11 protein-coding genes are annotated in these 18,049 nt (G+C 66.8%); 5 read left to right on the top strand and 6 right to left on the bottom strand.

The annotated features are described in order from the left end of the window. Positions 1 to 359: 359 nt before the first annotated feature. Both ACSQ3S_RS14760 and ACSQ3S_RS14765 read left to right on the top strand, forming a co-directional pair. On the top strand, positions 360 to 2,618 hold the full coding sequence (locus tag ACSQ3S_RS14760) for a carboxy terminal-processing peptidase (RefSeq protein WP_436142823.1): 2,259 nt from the start codon (positions 360 to 362) through the stop codon (positions 2,616 to 2,618). Positions 2,619 to 2,871: 253 nt separating this feature from the next. Continuing rightward, complete coding sequence (locus tag ACSQ3S_RS14765) at positions 2,872 to 5,028, top strand: gluconolaconase (RefSeq protein WP_436142824.1); 2,157 nt, start codon at positions 2,872 to 2,874, stop codon at positions 5,026 to 5,028. A gap of 36 nt (positions 5,029 to 5,064) precedes the next feature. Here the strand turns inward: ACSQ3S_RS14765 and ACSQ3S_RS14770 are convergent, their stop codons facing one another. Further along, entirely contained in the window at positions 5,065 to 5,730 is a 666-nt protein-coding gene (locus ACSQ3S_RS14770; protein WP_436142825.1) for a hypothetical protein, read from the bottom strand. A 348-nt stretch (positions 5,731 to 6,078) separates the two neighbouring features. Here ACSQ3S_RS14770 and ACSQ3S_RS14775 point away from each other — a divergent pair, with 348 nt between their 5' ends. The 3 genes from ACSQ3S_RS14775 (at position 6,079) to ACSQ3S_RS14785 (ending at position 10,432) form a co-directional block, all read left to right on the top strand. Beyond that, positions 6,079 to 7,923 carry a glycoside hydrolase family 16 protein gene (locus ACSQ3S_RS14775; RefSeq protein WP_436142826.1) on the top strand — a complete coding sequence of 615 codons (1,845 nt, stop codon included), beginning with the start codon at positions 6,079 to 6,081 and terminating at the stop codon, positions 7,921 to 7,923. 169 nt (positions 7,924 to 8,092) lie between these two features. Further along, a complete protein-coding gene (locus ACSQ3S_RS14780; RefSeq protein ID WP_436142827.1) occupies positions 8,093 to 9,283 on the top strand; it encodes an acyl-CoA dehydrogenase family protein in 1,191 nt (396 codons plus the stop codon). A gap of 9 nt (positions 9,284 to 9,292) precedes the next feature. Next, a complete protein-coding gene (locus tag ACSQ3S_RS14785) occupies positions 9,293 to 10,432 on the top strand; it encodes an acyl-CoA dehydrogenase family protein (RefSeq protein WP_436142828.1) in 1,140 nt (379 codons plus the stop codon). 24 nt (positions 10,433 to 10,456) lie between these two features. On the opposite strand, the gene ACSQ3S_RS14790 is transcribed toward ACSQ3S_RS14785, so the two are convergent. The 5 genes from ACSQ3S_RS14790 to ACSQ3S_RS14810 all read right to left on the bottom strand — a co-directional run bounded on the left by ACSQ3S_RS14790 (position 10,457) and on the right by ACSQ3S_RS14810 (position 18,044). After that, on the bottom strand, positions 10,457 to 11,407 hold the full coding sequence (locus ACSQ3S_RS14790; RefSeq protein WP_436142829.1) for a diguanylate cyclase domain-containing protein: 951 nt from the start codon (positions 11,405 to 11,407) through the stop codon (positions 10,457 to 10,459). After that, positions 11,404 to 15,987: a PAS domain-containing protein gene (locus tag ACSQ3S_RS14795; RefSeq protein WP_436142830.1), complete on the bottom strand. Its 4,584-nt coding sequence runs from the start codon at positions 15,985 to 15,987 to the stop codon at positions 11,404 to 11,406. The genes ACSQ3S_RS14790 and ACSQ3S_RS14795 overlap by 4 nt, the downstream gene beginning before the upstream one ends. Before the next feature lie 110 nt (positions 15,988 to 16,097). Then, positions 16,098 to 17,165 (bottom strand): phosphotransferase, encoded by a 1,068-nt coding sequence (locus ACSQ3S_RS14800; protein WP_436142831.1) that lies wholly within the window; start codon positions 17,163 to 17,165, stop codon positions 16,098 to 16,100. Positions 17,166 to 17,225: 60 nt separating this feature from the next. Continuing rightward, complete coding sequence (locus ACSQ3S_RS14805; protein WP_436142832.1) at positions 17,226 to 17,789, bottom strand: GNAT family N-acetyltransferase; 564 nt, start codon at positions 17,787 to 17,789, stop codon at positions 17,226 to 17,228. A gap of 60 nt (positions 17,790 to 17,849) precedes the next feature. Continuing rightward, positions 17,850 to 18,044 carry a hypothetical protein gene (locus ACSQ3S_RS14810; protein ID WP_436142833.1) on the bottom strand — a complete coding sequence of 65 codons (195 nt, stop codon included), beginning with the start codon at positions 18,042 to 18,044 and terminating at the stop codon, positions 17,850 to 17,852. Between the last annotated feature and the right edge of the window lie 5 nt (positions 18,045 to 18,049).

Raw genomic sequence — 18,049 nt, forward strand, 5'->3', positions numbered from 1 at the left:
GAGAAGGTACTGCTGATTGGGCTTGCTCTGCATCGAGCACGCTCCGGGGGCCGGGGAGCGACTGCTTCACGCTACAAAGCTACGAAACGCCTCGCGCAAGGGAGGCGTGGGGCTCTGCCGGAATACAGGGTGGCGGGGCCGTCAAAATATCAAGGCCGGAATAGTACCATATTTTTGCTGCAAAGCAACATAAATGTGGCGGCGCCCATTTCAGTCAGCCTTAAGCCAGGGCGGCGACACTGCGTTTTACCACTGTGATTACCAGTGCCGTTCTGCGGCTGCTATCCTGTAGAATGGAATCGCAGCGCCCGGCGCTGCGACTCACCGATCAATTGAATATCACGTTTCGGAGTAAGCCGATGAAGAAGCAAATGCTGTTGGTGGCCGTCCTTGCGGCCCTGTCAGTGCAGGCCGGCGCAGCCGTGCCGGAAAAAGCGGCTGCGGACACCGTCCTCAAGCCCCAGCCGGGCCAAACTCAGGCCGCCCTGTGGGCCTCACGGGTGCTGACCAAACTGCATTACAAATCCACGCCGCTGGACGATGCCATGTCGGAGAAGATCTTCGACCGCTACTTCAAGTCGCTGGACGCCGAAAAACTGTTCTTTACCCAGGCCGACATCGACCAGTACGCCATCGTGCGCACCCGCCTGGACGACGCCATCACCGGCGAGAACCTCAGCGTACCGTTTTCCATCTACAACCAGTACCAGCAGCGCTTCAACGAGCGCATCGCCTATGCGCGCGAGCTGCTGAAGACCAAGCCCGATTTCAGCCTCGACGAAAGCTACCAGTACGACCGCGAAAAGGCCGACTGGGTCAAGAGCGAAGCGGAAATGAAGGAACTGTGGCGCAAGCGCGTCAAGAACGACTGGCTGCGCCTGAAGCTGGCCGGCAAGGACGACAAGGGCATCCGCGAAACGCTCGACAAGCGCTACGACAGCTACGTGTCGCGCTCGCGCAAGCTGACCAATGAGGACGTGTTCCAGATCTTCATGAACGCCTACGCCATGTCGATCGAGCCGCACACCAACTACCTGGGCCCGCGCGCGTCGGAAAACTTCGACATCGCCATGCGCCTGTCGCTCGAAGGCATAGGCTGCGTGCTGCAGACCCGCGAAGACTACACCGTCGTGCGCGAAGTGGTGCCGGGCAGCCCGGCCGCGCTGTCGGGCAAGATCAAGGTCGGCGACAAGATCCTCGGCGTGGCCAAGGACGACAACTCGCCGATGACCGAAGTGCTGGGCTGGCGCATCGACGACGTCGTCGCGCTGATCCGCGGCCCGAAAGACTCGACCGTGCGGCTGGACATCCAGCCGGTCGACGCCGGCGTCGACGGCAAGCACACCACGGTCTCGCTGGTGCGCAAGAAAATCAGCATGGAAGAGCAGTCGGCCAAGAAATCCATCCTGGAAGTGAAGGACGGCACGGCCAAGCGCCGCATCGGCGTGATCTCGCTGCCGACCTTCTACCAGGACTTCGAGGCCCGCCGCAAGGGCGACAAGGACTTCAAGAGCGCGACCCGCGACGTGGCCCGCCTGCTGGGCGAGCTGAAGAAGGAAAAAGTCGACAACGTGCTGATCGACCTGCGCAACAACGGCGGCGGCTCGCTGAGCGAGGCGGTCGAGCTGACCGGCCTGTTCATCGACAAGGGCCCGGTGGTGCAGCAGCGCAACAGCGACAACAAGGTCGAAGTGGAAAGCGACGTCAACCCGGGCATGGCCTGGGACGGCCCGCTGGGCGTGCTGATCAACCGCGGTTCGGCCTCGGCCTCCGAGATCTTCGCGGCGGCGATCCAGGATTACGGCCGCGGCGTCATCATCGGCGAGCCGAGCTTCGGCAAGGGCACGGTGCAGACCATCTTCGGCCTGGACCGTTTCGCGCAGAACGACAAGGTGCATTACGGCGAGCTGAAGATGACGATCGCGCAATTCTTCCGCATCAACGGCGGCACCACGCAGCTGCGCGGCGTCACGCCCGACATCAAGCTGCCGACCATGGCCGATTCGGACACCTTCGGCGAGTCGAGCTACGACAACGCCTTGCCGTGGACCTCGATCAAGCCGGCGCCGTACATCCCGACCGGCGACCTGAAGGACATCGTGCCGCTGCTCGACAAGCGGCATGAAGCGCGCGTGGCCAAGGACAAGGACTTCCAGTACCTGTCGGAAGACATCGCCCTGGTCAAGAAACAGCGCAAGGACAACCTGATCTCGCTCAACGAAACGGTGCGCCGCAAGGAGCACGAGACCCAGGAAGCCCGCGCCAAGCTGCGCGAGGCGCGTTTGCTGTCGACCACGCTGGGCGCCGACGATCCGGTGCTGATCCCCGATCCGAAGGACGCGCTGAACAAGGCCATCTCGGCCAAGCCGGCCAGCGGCAAGGCGGCGCCATCGCCGAAGGTGGCCTCGGTCAAGGGCGCGCTGCGCACCGACGACGGCCTGCAGGGCGACGAGCGCTCGCTGACGGCGGAACTGGACGCGGAAAAAGCCGCCAAGGCCGCCAAGGACGTGCTGCTCAACGAAGCGGTGCACATCCTGGCCGACGAAGTGGGGTTGCTGAAAACCGACACCCGCATGGCATCGCGCGTGCTGCCTTACGCTGCCGACATCAACAAATAAGTCTCTCAGTTAGACCCCAAGCCCCGCGCCGGTCGCGGGGCTTTTTTTGTGTTATTCACCAATATTATGTCTGCTATTGCTAATATAAATTGGATCTATATACCGCGATGCAGCATCATTCACCTGTCTCCTCTATTCTCCTCCAAGGAAATAGATTTAGCCCGCTCCCGTAGCGGGCTTTTTTTGCTCAAAATTAAATGCGTACATGCAATAATGCCAGTCTCAACATTGCAACGTGCGAGCGACTGACACCGTGTCCCCAACTCAATTCAAATTAGCGGCGCTGGCACTGGCGCTTGGCGGCGCGCTGGGCGGCGGCGGGGCGGCCTATTTGCTGACGCATCAGGCCGGCGGCGCAGGCGGTATCGGCACCGTGGCGCGGCCGTCGGCGGCCCAGGGTACACAGCCGCACTGGAGCGCGCGGGTCACCACCGTTGCTGGCGACGGCATGCCGGGCGTGAACAACGGCAGCAACGGCCGCCGCACGCGCTTCTCCGATCCCTTCGGCGTGGCGCTCGACCAGGCCGGCAACCTGTACGTGGCCGACGGCGGCGACGGCAACAGCATCCGCAAGATCGGCCTGGACGGCGTCAGCACCACGCTGGCCGGCGCGGTCGAGGGCTACGCGGAAGGCAGCGGCAAGGCGGCCGCCTTCCACACCCCGTCCGGCCTGGCGATCGACGCCGCCGGCAACCTGTACGTGGCCGACACCGGCAACAACGCCATCCGCAAGGTGACGCCCGACGGCGTGGTGTCGACCCTGGCCGGCGACGGCATCGCCGGCAACAAGGACGGCCGCGGACCCAACGCGCAATTCAACGGACCGCTGGGGGTGGCGGTGGACGCGAACGGCGTGGTCTACGTGGCCGACAGCTACAACGACCGCATCCGCCGCATCACGCCCCAAGGCGACGTCACCACGCTCGCCGGCGGCGGCCGCGCCGGACTCAGGGACGGTGCGGCGGCGCAGGCGCTGTTCGACACGCCGGGCGGGCTGGCGATCAGCGCCGCGGGCGACCTCTACATCGCCGACACCGGCAATGACGCGATCCGCAAGCTGGACAAGGCCGGCAACGTCAGCACCGTGGCCGCGGCGAAGGAGGACGACCGCAACTCGCTGCTGCGCTCGCCGGTCGCGCTGGCGCTGACGGCGGACGGCTATCTCTACCTGGCCAGCAATTCGCACGGCCGCATCGCGCAGATCACGCCGGCCGGCGAAGTCGTCGCCCTGGCCGACGCCGACCATCCGGCCCGGCCGGAAGTGGGCGCCGACGGCGCCGTGCGCCTGTACGCGCCGCGCGGCATGGCGCTGGCCCGGGATGGCTCGCTGTTCGTCACCGACGGCGCCACGTTCCGCCTGCATCACGTGGCGCAGGCGCTGGCGGGGCAGGCCGCCGCGCCGGACGAGCCGCCGGCCGGGCTGCCGGCGCACGGCGCCACGATGCTGTGGCCGGTCAAGCCGCAGGACAAGGCGCACGAGGTGGTCGGCCTGATGGGCGAGGTGCGCGGCAATTTCGACGGCGAAAGCCGCGACCATTTCCACTCCGGCATGGACGTGCAGGCCGCGATCGGCACGCCGGTGCTGGCCATCACCGCCGGCAAGATCAGCGACCCGCATGCGTCCTGGAGCTATGGCGAATTGTCCGAAGGCCTGGCGCTCGACGGCCTGCGCTACATCCACATGCGCGTCGGCCGCGACGCGAAGGACAAGCTGCTCGACCCGCGCTTCCAGATCCTGAAGAATGAGAAGGGCGCGCCCGAATCGGTGCGCGTCAAGCGCGGCACGCGCTTCGTCGTCGGCGAGACGCTGGGCACGGTCAACCGCATGGCGCACGTGCACCTGGACTACATGCCGAACGGCGGCGCGGTCAATCCGCTGAGCTTGCCGTTCATCGATCTCGAGGACACCATCGCGCCGCAAATCCAAAGCATCGCGCTGGTGGACGGCAGCGGCGTGGCGCTGAAGGAAAAGGTCGGCGGCCGCCTGCTGGTCAAGCGCAGTCTGGGCCAGGTGCAGATCGTCGTGGACGCCTTCGACCAGATGAACGGCGACCAGGCGCGCCGGCGGCTGGGCTTGTTCAAGCTGGGCTACCAGCTGCTGAACGCGGACGGCGAGCTGATCCCCGGCATGGAACAACCGGTCATCACGCAGCTGTACGACCGCTTGCCGCGCAATCGCGACGCGGTGAAGGTCGCGTACGCGGCATCGAGCGGCATCACCGTGCACGGCGCCGCCGAGACGCGCTTCGCCTACGCCATCAACAACAAGCTGATGCACGGCGCGCTGACGCCTGGCACCTGGAACGTCGGCGCCTTAGGTCCCGGCAACTATACCTTGCGCATCATCGCCGAAGACTATGCCGGCAACGCCGCCACCAAGGGGCGCGATCTGGCGATTACGGTGGACTAGTCTTTGGCGAAGTAGTTTGCGCAGTCAGGCTCGGTATCATTCGCTCTGCAGACAAGCGTTGCAGGCGGCTTCGGTGTAGCGCGACTGGCAGACGCGTTCTCCCGGATACTTGCGCTCGTATTCTTTTTGCTGGGTGCAGGTGGCGGGGGAGAGCGGGGCGATGACCGGTTGCTGGTGCGTGACGCCCGCCTTGTCGGCGACGCTCAGGCGCGAGCCGTTGCTGTCCGAGCGCAGTTCGATCGAGCTGCCCGCCGTCCACAGTTTCATCGCGCTGGCCTGGCTCTGATCGGGGCCGGCGACGAACAGCGCGGCCTGGCGGTATTTGGAATCCAGCGTCAGCATGACGTTGCTGCCCTCGTCCTGCGTCACGTAGCCGCCGCGCTCGATGCCTTCCTCGTCGTAGAGCATCACGCCGGCCGCCTTCGAGCCGCGCTTGGACACGCGCCCGCCGGCCATGACGGCATCCGGCAAGTCGCCGCCGAGGCGGGCGCGTATCACGCCTTTGCCATCGACCACCACCACTTCCCTGTCCTTGACGCTGTCGAACACAGCGTTCCTGATGCTGTTGCCGGCGATCGCGCCGCCGCCCAATGCCAGCAGCAAGCCCAGCACCCACAAGCCGTTCTGGCGGTTGATCTTCTTGCGCAGGCGGGCGTTTTCCTGCTCGCAGGCGAGGATGCGTTGTTCAAGCTGATTGTCCATGAAAGTCCCTGAATGGCGGAATCCGCAGTTTACCGGACATGCACACTGTTGCGCGCCGGCGTTGACAAAAAATATTTATCGGAATATATTTTGTGAATGGGATTGGAATCGTTTCCAATTCTAACAAACGACTGAGCCCGGGCGACGACCTGGCCGGCACGGAGACTGTAGGTACAGGCGAAACGCCTCGTAGCGCGGGGTACTCTTGCGCCCAAAATTTACGCTGAGCCCAGCTTCATTCTCCTCGCCGCAAGCGGTTAAGCCGGCATCACGACGATGCCGGTGAAGGTGCGGGCCGGACGTCCGTCCGGTCCGAAAACGAGGAAGTGTGAATACGAGGGAGTCACTGTGAAAAAACCAAAAATCGTTCTGTCCGCCGTCGCCGCCGGCATCCTGATGGCGTATGGCGCGCAAGTTTCGGCCAGCGTCACCAGTCCGGTCATCGGCGCGCTGTTGTGGTCCGACGAGTTCAATGGCACTACGCTCAACACCAGCGTGTGGACCACGTACGACGGCAACGGCTGCCAGATCAACCTGTGCGGCTACGGCAACCAGGAACTGGAATACTACAGCCCGAACAACCTGTCCATCGTCAACGTGCCGTTCGAGGGCGGCACGCGGGCGCTGGCGATCAAGGCGCAGAACCAGACGGTGGGCAGCAACGTCTTCACCTCGGGGAAGGTCGACTCCCGCGGCAAGGTGCAGGTGCAGTACGGCATGGTCGAGATGCGCATCGCCACGCCGCAGCTGGGCGTCGGCCTGTGGCCGGCCGCCTGGATGCTGGGTACCAGCCCGCAGACCTGGCCGCGCAACGGCGAGATCGACATCATGGAAATGGGCCACAAGGCCAGTAGCCGCGCCGCCGCCGGCTCGCCGACGCCGGGCATCGACAACTTCACCGGCTCCAACGTGATCACCTGGCAGCAGGCCGCCTGTGTGCCGGGCAACGAGAGCTGCGCCGCCTCCACCGCGTGGCAGACCAAGAACTGGTACACGCCGGGCCAGTCGCTGGCCAACCGCTTCGTCATCTACCGCTTCTACTGGACCGAGTCGCAGATGCGCTTCACGGTGATCGACAACGGCGTCGAATACGATATGTACAACAGCCCGCTGCCGGTCAACTCGACCGCGCTGCAGTCGCCGTTCTACCTGCTGTTCAACCTGGCCGTGGGCGGCAACTTCACCGACGCCGCGACGCCGGCGCAGGTGACGGCGCCGTTGCCGGGCACCATGTACGTCGACTATGTGCGCGTGTACCAGCTGGACGGCAAGGGCTCGGTCAAGCTGGGCAACCAGACGCCGGCCGAGGTCGGCAAGTTCGGCGTGTTCACCGACAACACGGTGGTCAACAACAAGCTGCAGGCCGGCGTCACGTCGGACGTGTTTGTGTGGAATAACGCCTCGGTATCGGCCGGCACGCTGCCGCCTTACGAGGGCAGCAACTCGATGTCGTGGAGCTACAACACGCCGGGCCAGTGGTTCGGCGGCAGCGTCGAGTCGCTCGCCGCACGCGACATGAGCAATTTCCGCAACGGCACGATGAAGCTGAAGATCAAGATCCCGGCCAATGTCGCCTTCACCATCGGCGTGCAGGACACCTACACCAACCAGAACTCGGTCAAGTTCCCGGCCAACGCCACCACCTACGGGCTGGTGCGTAACGGCGACTGGGGCACGGCGACCATCCCGGTGGCCGACCTGGCCGGCAGCAAGATCGCGCTGCAATCGATGCTGGACCTGTTCCAGATCGCCAGCGACGGCGCCGCGTTGCCAAGCTCGGCATTCCAGATGGCGATCGACGACATCATCTGGGATACCGGCGTGCCGACGCCTACGCCGACACCGACCCCAACTCCGACGCCGACGCCGACACCTACGCCTACACCCACTCCGACCCCGACTCCAACGCCGACCCCGACGCCAACGCCAACGCCAACGCCGGCCCCAGCCGTCCAGCAAACCAGCGCGACGATGCTGAAGTTCTCGCTGAACTCGACCAGCTGGGCCGACGTGCACTACACCGTCAACGGCGCCGGACAGCTGAACGTGCGGATGACGCAGAACGCCGGCGTCAACAGCTACACCGCCAGCGGCCTGAAGATCGGCGACGTGGTGAATTACAGCTTCACCTACTGGGACACGGCGCATAACTACGCAGTCGACACCGCGCAGCAAAGCTACACGATGAAGTAAGCCTCCCAGCAGTATCCGGCAGTACCGGGCCGCCGTGCAAGGCGGCGGCCTTTCACAAAATCTCCCATTCCGTCGCCCTATAAAAATGCAGCTATCCTGAACGGGATATGCGGTACAATTATTTGAACGATCGTGCTTTTTTGGCGGATCATAAGAAGACGGAGACAGCATGGATTTGAATTACACGGCTGCGGATCTGGCGTTTCGCGACACGGTACGCGCCTTCCTCGACGCCAACCTGCCGAGCGACCTGCAGAAGAAAGTCCGCAATCACCTGCGGCTGAGCCGCCAGGATTATGTGCGTTGGCACCAGATCGTCGCCCGGCAGGGCTGGGCCGCGCCGGCCTGGCCGGTCGAACACGGCGGCCCGGGCTGGAGCGCGACGCAGCGCCACATCTGGGAAGAGGAATGCGCCCGCGCCGGCACACCGCCCATCCTGCCGTTCGGCGTCAACATGGTGGCGCCGGTGATCATGGCCTTCGGTAACGAGGCGCAGAAAGCCCACTACCTGCCGCGTATCCTCAGCTGCGAGGACTGGTGGTGCCAGGGCTATTCCGAGCCCGGCTCCGGCTCCGACCTGGCGTCGCTGAAAACCACCGCCGAGCGCGACGGCGACCACTACATCGTCAACGGCCAGAAGACCTGGACCACGCTGGGCCAGCACGCCGACATGATCTTCTGCCTGGTGCGCACCGACAGCACTGTGCGCAAGCAGGAGGGCATTTCCTTCCTGCTGATCGACATGAAAACCCCCGGCATCACCGTGCGTCCCATCATCATGCTCGACGAAGACCACGAGGTGAACGAAGTCTTCTTCGACAACGTCAAGGTGCCGGTGCAGAACCTGATCGGCCAGGAAAACAAGGGCTGGACCTACGCCAAGTACCTGCTGGGCCACGAGCGCACCGGCATCGCGGCGGTGGGCCGTTCCAAGCGCGAACTGTTGTTCCTGAAGAAGATCGCCTCCGAACACTACAAGCACGGCAAGCCGCTGCTGCAGGACCCGGTGTTCGCGGCCAAGGTGGCCAACCTGGAGATCGAGCTGATGGCGCTGGAAACCACGGTGCTGCGCGTGATCACCAAGGAATCGCACGCGCCCGGTCCGGAAGCGTCGCTGCTGAAGGTGCGCGGCTCGGAGATCCAGCAGATGCTGACCGAACTGATGGTCGAGGCGCTGGGCCCGGACGCGCTGCCGTTCGACACCGACTACCTCGAAGGCAAGGCCGACCACGCCGTCACCGGCGACGATGCCGCCGCGCCGCTGGCCGGCTACTACTTCAATTTCCGCAAGACGTCGATCTATGGCGGTTCGAACGAGATTCAGAAAAACATCATCACCCAGATGATCCTGGGACTGTGAGAGGGCGCAATGGATTTTAATTTAAAAGAAGAGCAGCAGCAGTTCGCCGATGCCTTGCGCCGCTGGATAGCCAAGGACTACGGCTTCGACGTGCGCCACCGCATCATCCATTCGCAGAGCGGCGTCTCGGACGTGGCCTGGAGCACGCTGGTCGAGCTGGGCATGACGGCCTTGCCGGTGCCGGAGGAGCAGGGCGGCTTCAACGGCAGCGCGGTCGACCTGTGGGTGGTGATGCAGGAACTGGGACGCGGCCTGGTGGTCGAGCCGTACTTCGCCACCGTGTGGGGCACGCAATTCCTCAAGCTGGCCGGCAACCAGCACCATGTTCTGGAGGAGGTCGCCAGCGGCGAGCTGAAACTGGCGGTGGCGCTGGGCGAGAAGCATTCGCGCCACGAGCTGAGCGACGTCAAGACCATCGCCAGCATCAACGGCGAAGGCTACCGCATCGACGGCACCAAGACCGTGGTGATCCATGGCGGCCAGGCCGGCGCGCTGATCGTATCGGCCCGCAGCGCCGGCGCCCAGCGCGACACCAACGGCATCAGCCTGTTCCTGGTGCCGGCCGACACGCCGGGCGTGATCGTGCGCGACTACCGCACCATCGATGGCCAGCGCGCGGCCACCGTGCAGTTCAGCCACGTGGCGGTGCCGGCGTCGGCGCTGCTGGGCAAGCTGGGCGGCGGCTGGGACATCCTCGACGAGGCGGCCGACTACGGCGCCAGCCTGTTGTGCGCGGAGGCGGTCGGCGCGATGGACGCGTTGTTTGCCGCCACGCTGGACTACCTGAAGACGCGCAAGCAGTTCGGCACGCCGATCGGCGGCTTCCAGGCGCTGCAGCACCGCATGGCCGACATGTACATCCACCTGGAACAGGCACGCTCGATGGCGATGCTGGCGGCCGCGCGCATGTCCTGCGGCGACGCCGAGGAGCGCCGGCGCGTGGTGTCGGCGGCCAAGGTGCGCATCGGCCAGGCGGCCAAGTTCATCGGCCAGCAGGCGGTGCAGCTGCACGGCGGCATGGGCGTGACCGACGAACTGCCTGCCGCGCACCACTTCAAGCGCCTGACGATGATAGAAATGACCCTGGGCGATGTCGACCATCACCTGGAGCGCTTCACCGCCCAGCGCGGCTTCCAGCAGCACTCGTGACGGCCGCGCGCCGCGCTTGACGGATTAGGCGGCGCCGTCGGCGCCGCTGTCGCCGGAGAGGCTCAGGCAGTAGCGGTTGCGGCCGCTCTGCTTGGCACGGTACAGATTGTTGTCGGCCGAGCGTACCAGGCCGCCCGAATCGGTGCTGTCCATCGGCGGCAGCACGGTGGCCAACCCCATGCTGACGGTCACCTGCGGCGCCGTCGGCGACGCCAGGTGCGGTATCGCCAGCTTGCGCACCTCGTCGAGGATGCGCCGCGCCACCACCTCGGCCCCTTCCAGCCCTTCCTGCGGCAGCAGCAGGATGAATTCCTCGCCGCCGTAGCGCGCCAGCTTGTCCTGCGGCCGCGAGGCGCAGCGCGCCATCGCCGCGCTGACCTGCTGCAGGCAAATGTCGCCGGCCTGGTGGCCGTAATGGTCGTTGTACAGCTTGAAATGGTCGATGTCGATCATGATCACCGACAGCGGCAGGCCGGCGCGCGCGCAGCGGCGCCATTCGGCCTCCATGGTGTCGTTGAAGCTGCGGCGGTTGGCCACGCCGGTCAGGCCGTCGGTCATGCTCAGTTCGCGCATGGCGTCGGCCTGGCGCTTGATGGTCAGCTGGCTGCGCACGCGCGCGCGCACCACCGCCACGTTGAACGGCTTGCTGATGAAATCGACGGCGCCGGCCTCCAGCGCGCGTGTTTCATCCTCCGGCTGGCTCAGCGCGGTGACGAAAATGATGGGGATGTCCTGCAGGCGCGGCGAGGCGCGCATCGCCGCGCAGACCGCGTAGCCGTCCATACCGGGCATGACGGCGTCCAGCAGGATCAGGTCGGGCCGTTGTTCCTGGGCGATGTCGAGCGCCTTCTCGCCGTCCAGGGCGAACAGCACTTCGTGCTCGTCGCGCAGCGCGTGGTGCAGGATCTGGATGTTCTCCATGGCGTCATCGACCACGAGTATCCGCCCATTTCTGGCGAGGTCGGTCCAACTCATGCGCTTTCCTTTCGCTGCAACAGGTCTACCACAATTTGATGCGCGGCGCGGAAATTCAACGTCTCCACCGCTTCGGCCAAGGCTGCGGCTTGTTCGGCCGCCGCCAGCGCCGGGCGCAGTTGCTGGAAGTGCTCCAGGGCCTTCAGGTTGTTATTCTGAAGCAAACTTTGTAACTCCGCCAGCTTTTGCGGCAAGTCGGAGTCTACACTGTTGCTTGGAAGAACATCCGGCGTCGGGGGCGGCGCCGACAGCTGGCGGGCGCCGCCGGCGACCACGTCCAGGGCCTGCGCCAGTTGCGTCAGGGCCCGGTCCAGGGCCTCGTTCAGCGCCGGCGGCGTGCCACCGTCCGGAGCGGCGCCGGCTTGTCGCAACGCCGTTTCCGCCTCGGCCGCCAGTCCGGCGACGGTGCCCGCGCCCAGGTTGGCGGCCACGCCGCGCAGCCGGTGCAGCGCCTGCGCCGCCTGCGGCAGCCGGCCGGCCGCCAGCAGCGCGCGCACCTCGCCGACGGTGCCGCCCTGCGATTGCTCGAAGCGCTTGAGCAGCGCGACCAGGGCGTCGTAGTTGCCGCCGAGGCGTGCCAGCGCGGCGGCGCGGTCGATGCCGGGCAGGGCTTCCGCCGGCGCGGTCGGGGCCGTGGCGGTTCCCGCCTGCGCCGCAGCCGGAAGGGCGACGGCGGGCGCGGCGCCCTGCGCGGCAAGGGGCGCGGACGGCACCAGCCGGGTCAGCACGCCGAGCAGTTCCTCGACGTCGATCGGCTTGGCGACATGGGCGTCCATGCCGGCCTCGTCGGCGAGGCGGCGGTCGTCCTCCATCACGTTGGCGGTCATCGCGACGATCGGCAGCCGCGCCAGCAGCGGGCCGCCGGCGCGGATCGCCACGGTGGCGTCGTAGCCGTTCAGCACCGGCATCTGCACGTCCATCAGCACCACGTCGCAGCGCTCCGGCGCGTCCAGCAGCGCATCGACCGCCAACTGGCCGTTGGCCACCGTCTCGACCACGGCCCCCGCGTGCAGCAGGATGAACTGCGCCACCTCCTGGTTGATTTCATTGTCTTCCACCAGCAGCACGCGCACGCCGTCGAGTCGCCCATGCAGCGGCGACGGCTCGTCCGGGCCGGCGCCGGCGATGCCCTTGCCGGCCAGCACCGCCTGCACCTGTTCCAGCAACGACGCCGGGCTGGCCGGCTTGGCCAGCACGCCCGCCAGGCCCAGGCGGCCGGCTTCGCGCGCCTGCGCGGCGGCCGCGTGCTCGGCCACCATCAGCAGCACCGGCGGCAGCGGCAGCGCCTGGGTCGCGTGGATGTGCTGCAGCAGCGCCGCGCCGTCCATGCCCGGCATGTCCTGGTCCAGCAGCAGCAGGTCGTAGGGACGCTGCTGGCGCACGCTGTCGTGCAGCAAGGCCAGCGCCGGTTCGGCGCCGGCGGCGCCGGCGGTCCGCCAACCCCAATGGCGGCAGGCGCTGTGCAGCGCCTGGCGCACGCTGGCGCGGTCGTCGACGATCAGCACCGACAGCGCGCGCCCGGCCTCCGGCGCGGCGGCCGGTGCCGCGCATTCGAGCGGGCAGGTGAACACGAACTCGGAGCCCAGGCCGGGCTCGCTGCGCACGCTGATGGCGCCGCCCATCATGTCGGCCAGCTGGCTGCAGATCGCCAGGCCGAGGCCGGCCCCGCCGAAACGCCGGCTGCTGCTGCTGTCGGCTTGCGAGAAGGCGTCGAAGATATGCGCCAGCGCCTCGGGGGCGATGCCGATGCCGGTGTCGCGCACGCTGAACTCGATCAGCGCGGCGCGGTCGCCCGGACGCGCCGTCTGCGGCGCCTGGCGCACCTGCAGCACCACCTCGCCCTGTTCGGTGAACTTGATGGCGTTGCCGATCAGGTTGAGCAGTACCTGCTGCAGCCGCATCGGGTCGCCCGCCAGCGTTGTCGGCAGCTGCGGATCGATGTCGTAGACCAGTTCGATGCCCTTGTCCCACGCACTGCCGCCGACCAGCACGCTGATGCTGGCGAGGATGTGGTCGAGCCGGAACTCCGCATGCTCCAGCGTCAGCTGGCCGGTCTCGACGCGGGCGAAGTCCAGCACGTCGTTGACCAGTCCCAGCAGCGATTGCGTGGCCAGCTGGATCTTGTCGAGATTGGCACGTTCGCGCGGTGCCAGCGGCGCTTCCTCCAGCAGCCGGGTGAGGCCGATGATGGCGTTCATCGGGGTACGGATTTCATGGCTCATATTGGCCAGGAACGCGCTCTTGGCGCGGCTGGCCGCCTCGGCGCGGTCGCGCGCCAGCACCAGCTCCTCGTTGAGCTCCTGCAGGTGCAGCTCGGTTTCCTTCAGTTCGGTCACGTCGGACACCAGCACGAAGAAGCCCTGCACCTGCGACGCCGCATCGACATCGGGGATGTAGTTGACCCAGGTGTGGCTGACGTCGCCGGACGGCCAGCGCAGCTGGCCGGCAAAGCCCTGCGGTTCGCCGCGCAGCGCGGCCTGCACATAGGGCGCGACGTCGGCGTACTGGTCCGGGCCCAGCACGTCGGGCATCAGCGCGTCCGCCATGGCGTCGGCGCCGCGCTGGTACCATTCGCGGAAATAGCGGTTGGCGAAGCGGCAGCGCAGGCCGGCGTCCCAGTAGGCCACCATGCCGGGCAGGTTGTCGGTCACGGTGCGGACGAAATGCTCGCTTTGCGCCAGTTGCGCCACCGTCGCCCGCAGCGCCTCCTTGGCCTGCTTGCGCTCGGTGATGTCGGTCGCCAGGCCCAGCACGTGGGTGGCGGCGCCGTGCTCGTCGCGCAGCGCCACCTTGAGCGTGGTCAGGTAGCGCGTTTCGCCGCGGGCGTTGGTGACCGGCTCCTCGGGGATCGCGGTGACCGCGCCGGGCGCCGAGGCCAGCACCCGCCGGTCCGCCTCGGCAAACATGGCGGCCTGCTCGGCCGGCACGAAATCGGCGTCCTGCATGCCGAGCATGCGCGAGCCGTCCTCCATGCCCAGCAGTTGCGCGCCGAAGCGATTGAACATCTCGTAGTGGAGGTCGGCGGCGCGCTTGACGAAGACCATCGCCGGAATATTTTCCACCACCGAGCTCAACAGCTGACGCGACTGCCGCAACTCCGCCTCCACGCGTTTCTGCTCGGTCACGTCCAGCAGCAGGCCGGTGATGGCGATGATACGGCCGTCGGTGCCGAACTGCGGATAGTAGCTGACCACCCAGTGGCACAGCTGATCCGGCGACGCCGCCGGATAGCCGGAACGGGGCTGGCCGGTCAGCGGGCGGCCGGTGTCGAGCACGGTGCGGTAGTCGGCCAGCACGCTGCGTCGCACGTCGGCGTCGTCTATCATGTCGGCCACGTGGCGCCCCAGGTGGGCCACCACCGGCTGGCGGTTCAGCGCTGCCAGGTAGTCGTTGATGCGGATCACGCGCAGCTCGCTGTCGACGTAGCTCAGGCCGACGGGCGCGGTGGCGTACAGCGTTTCAAGCTGGGCGCGGTTTTTTTCCAGCTGCACGGTGCGCTCGGCCACCAGCTGCTCCAGTTCCTCGTGATGGCGGCGCAGGTCGTCCTCAAGCGCGCGGAAGGCGGCGCCGACCGCCTCGGCCTCGCGGAAGGTCAGCGCCGGCAGGCTGAACGGTGTGCCGCTGGCCAGCGCCTGCGCGGGCGCCACCAGGTCGCGCACCGAGCCGGCGATGCGGCCGCCGACCCACCACGCCAGCGAAAAACCGGCCAGCAGCACGCCCGCCATGGTCAGCGAGATCATCGTGACGGCGCTGAGCAACTCCTGCAGCGCCTGGTCTTGCGGCGTGGCGATGGCGACCGTGGCGCGGCTGACCGGCGAGCGGCTGAAGCCGAGATAGATGGGCGTGCCGTCCGGCGCCTGATCCTCCAGCAGCGCCTCGTCGGACTGGCGCAGCCGTGTCCGCAGCTTGGGATCGGCCGCCTGGCCCAGCAGCAGGCGCGGACCGCCGGCCTGGGCCACGATGACGCCGTCGGCGTCGTACAGGGTCATCGTCTGCTGGGCGGTGAGCTGCTCGTCGCGCAGGATGCGCGGCAGCCGGTCCGCCTTGAGCACGGCGGTCAGCGCGTACGCCACGCGGCTGTCGATCAACACCGGCACGTCGACCGCCAGCAGCGCGCTGCCCTCGACGTAGACCACCGACAGCTGCTGGCGCGCGCTGGCGAACAGCGGCGCCAGGCGGCGTTCGTTGGCGGCGGCATTGAGGCTGTCGGGCAGCGTTGCGCCGACCTGCATCACGGCCTGGCCGGCGGCGTCGCTGAGGATGAACTGGGAGGCGGGAAACTGCGGCCCCAGCAGGGCGCCGGCTTGCACCCGGACCGTGGCCAGGTCGGCCCCGCGCAGCGCGGGCGCGGTGGCCAGCGCGCGCGCCGCGCTTTCGCTCTGCAGCAGGTCGCGGTCGATGGCGGCGGCCACCATGCGCGCCGACTTCTGCGTGTCTTCCATCAGGTTGTCGCGCTCGCGCAGGTAGAACTGGCGCACCACGGCGCCGAAGCCGATCACCGTCGGCAGCGCGCAGGCCAGCACCAGCAGGGCGATCTGCGAGCGGATGGATGGCAGGCGGTGGCGGATGGTTACTGGCACGCGTAAGACCCCGGACGATATCGGTGCATGGGACTGGCAGCACGATAGTAGCCGAGGCCGGCGGTTTCAGAAAGCGATTTGTCCATGACGGCGCGCCGCCGCCACAGGTCTCAGATCGGCTTGCCGCAGGCGTAGGACCAGCCCAGCTCGGCCATCGGCCGCGCCATCCTGCCCGATTCCAGCGCCTGGGCGCTGGCGGCGGTGCCGTCGACGTAGCGCTTCATGATGCCTTGCATGATACTTGCCAGGCGGAACATATTGAACGCCAGGTAGAAATTGAAGTCTTCCAGGCGGATGGTCTTGCCGGTGCGCTCGGCGTAGCGGGCGATGTATTGCTGCTGCGTGGGGATGCCCAGCGCCTGCAGGTCCAGCCCGGCGATGCCGCGGAACTGGCCCGGCTCGATATGCCAGCTCATGCAGTGGTAGGAGAAGTCGGCGAACGGGTGGCCCAGGGTCGACAGCTCCCAGTCCAGCACGGCCAGGATGCGCGGCTCGGTCGGATGGAACAGCATGTTGTCGAGGCGGAAGTCGCCGTGGACGATGGAGATGTCCTCGCCCGGCGGGATGTTGTCGGGCAGCCAGGCGATCAGCTGGTCCATGGCGGCGATGGTCTCGGTCTGCGAGGCCAGGTACTGCTTGCTCCAGCGCTCGATCTGGCGCGCGAAGTAGTTGCCCGGCTTGCCGTAGTCGGCCAGGCCGATGGCCGCGTAGTCGACCGTGTGCAGCTGGGCGATCACGCGGTTCAGTTCATCGTAGATGGCGGCGCGCTCGGCCGGCGTCATGCCGGGCAGGGCCTGGTCCCACAGCACCCGGCCCTCGACGAATTCCATCACGTAGAAGGCGCGGCCGATGATACCCTCGTCGGTGCACAGCGCGTACTGGCGCGCGGCGGGGAAGCCGTTCTTGCTCAGCGCGTCCATCACGCGGTACTCGCGCTCGATGGCGTGCGCCGACGGCAGCAGCTTGGCGGCCGGCGCCGGCTTGGTGCGCAAGACGTAGTGCTGGCCGCCGATGCTGAGCTTGAAGGTCGGATTCGACTGGCCGCCCTTGAACTGCTCGACCGTCAATTCGCCGGCCGGATAGCCTTCCACATGCTGGCGCAGATACGCGTCCAGCGCCGCCACGTCGAACTGGTGGCGCGCCGACACCGCCTTGGTACCGATGAATTCCTCGAACATGCTGTCTCCCGCGTTTGTGAGTATGCGCTATTCTAGTCGAATAAAAGTACGCGCGTGCTTTTATTTTTGCAGATCGAGTTCAAAGGTGGCACAGGGGGTGTTGTAGTGGGTTTCGATACCGCGATAGAGCATGCCGAGGCGGCGCATGACCGCGATCGAGGCCAGGTTGCGCGGGTAGGCGACCGCCATCAGCCGTCGTTCGCCGCCCAGGCGCGCGTGCTCGACGGCGGCCTGCGCCGCTTCCGTGGCGTAGCCGAGGCCCCAGCAACTGCGCCGCAGCCGCCAGCCGATTTCCGGCACGCCCCCGATGCGCGCCTCGAGCGGCTGCAGCGCGGCGGCGCCGACCATGGCGCCGTCGTCGCGGCGCAGCAGCGCCCACCACGACATGCCGTGTTCGGCCCAGCGCTGCTGCACGGTGGCGATCATCAGCTGGCTTTGCGGCAGCGACAGCGGCGCGCCGTCGCCGATGTAGGCCATGACGGCGGGATCGCCGTTGACGGCGTGCAAGCCTTCGAGGTGCTGGTCCGCAAGCGGAACCAGTTGCAGGCGGGAGGTGAGCAGGGTGGTCATGAAGGCGGAGACGGTGCCGTTGGTGGAAAACACCGTCCAGCTTGCGCCGGTCAAGTATCCGGCGCATGTCTCCGCTGTCACGTATTGTGACGAGTTGTATGGTATTGCGCTGCGCTACTCGCCGTCCTCGCCGGCGGTTTTTTCCTTGTCCTCTTTAGTCTTCACGCCGCGCCGGGCAAGCCCCTCTCTCAGCAGGAATTCTATTTCCGCATTCACGCTGCGCAAGTCACGCGCGGCCAGGCGCTGCAGGTCTTCCCACAGCGCGGGGTCTATCCGCAAGGGATAGGCTTTTTTACCGGGACTCGCCATGCTGT

It is taken from the genome of Duganella sp. LjRoot269 (assembly GCF_964254095.1).
In the GTDB taxonomy this organism is placed as follows: domain Bacteria; phylum Pseudomonadota; class Gammaproteobacteria; order Burkholderiales; family Burkholderiaceae_D; genus Rugamonas; species Rugamonas hordei.

Coding starts and splice junctions, on each gene's coding strand:
- ACSQ3S_RS14770 (WP_436142825.1), bottom strand. CDS start 5,730: ATGGACAATCAGCTTGAACAACGCATCCTCGCCTGCGAGCAGGAAAAC.
- ACSQ3S_RS14785 (WP_436142828.1), top strand. CDS start 9,293: ATGGATTTTAATTTAAAAGAAGAGCAGCAGCAGTTCGCCGATGCCTTG.
- ACSQ3S_RS14760 (WP_436142823.1), top strand. CDS start 360: ATGAAGAAGCAAATGCTGTTGGTGGCCGTCCTTGCGGCCCTGTCAGTG.
- ACSQ3S_RS14790 (WP_436142829.1), bottom strand. CDS start 11,407: ATGAGTTGGACCGACCTCGCCAGAAATGGGCGGATACTCGTGGTCGAT.
- ACSQ3S_RS14800 (WP_436142831.1), bottom strand. CDS start 17,165: ATGTTCGAGGAATTCATCGGTACCAAGGCGGTGTCGGCGCGCCACCAG.
- ACSQ3S_RS14810 (WP_436142833.1), bottom strand. CDS start 18,044: ATGGCGAGTCCCGGTAAAAAAGCCTATCCCTTGCGGATAGACCCCGCG.
- ACSQ3S_RS14780 (WP_436142827.1), top strand. CDS start 8,093: ATGGATTTGAATTACACGGCTGCGGATCTGGCGTTTCGCGACACGGTA.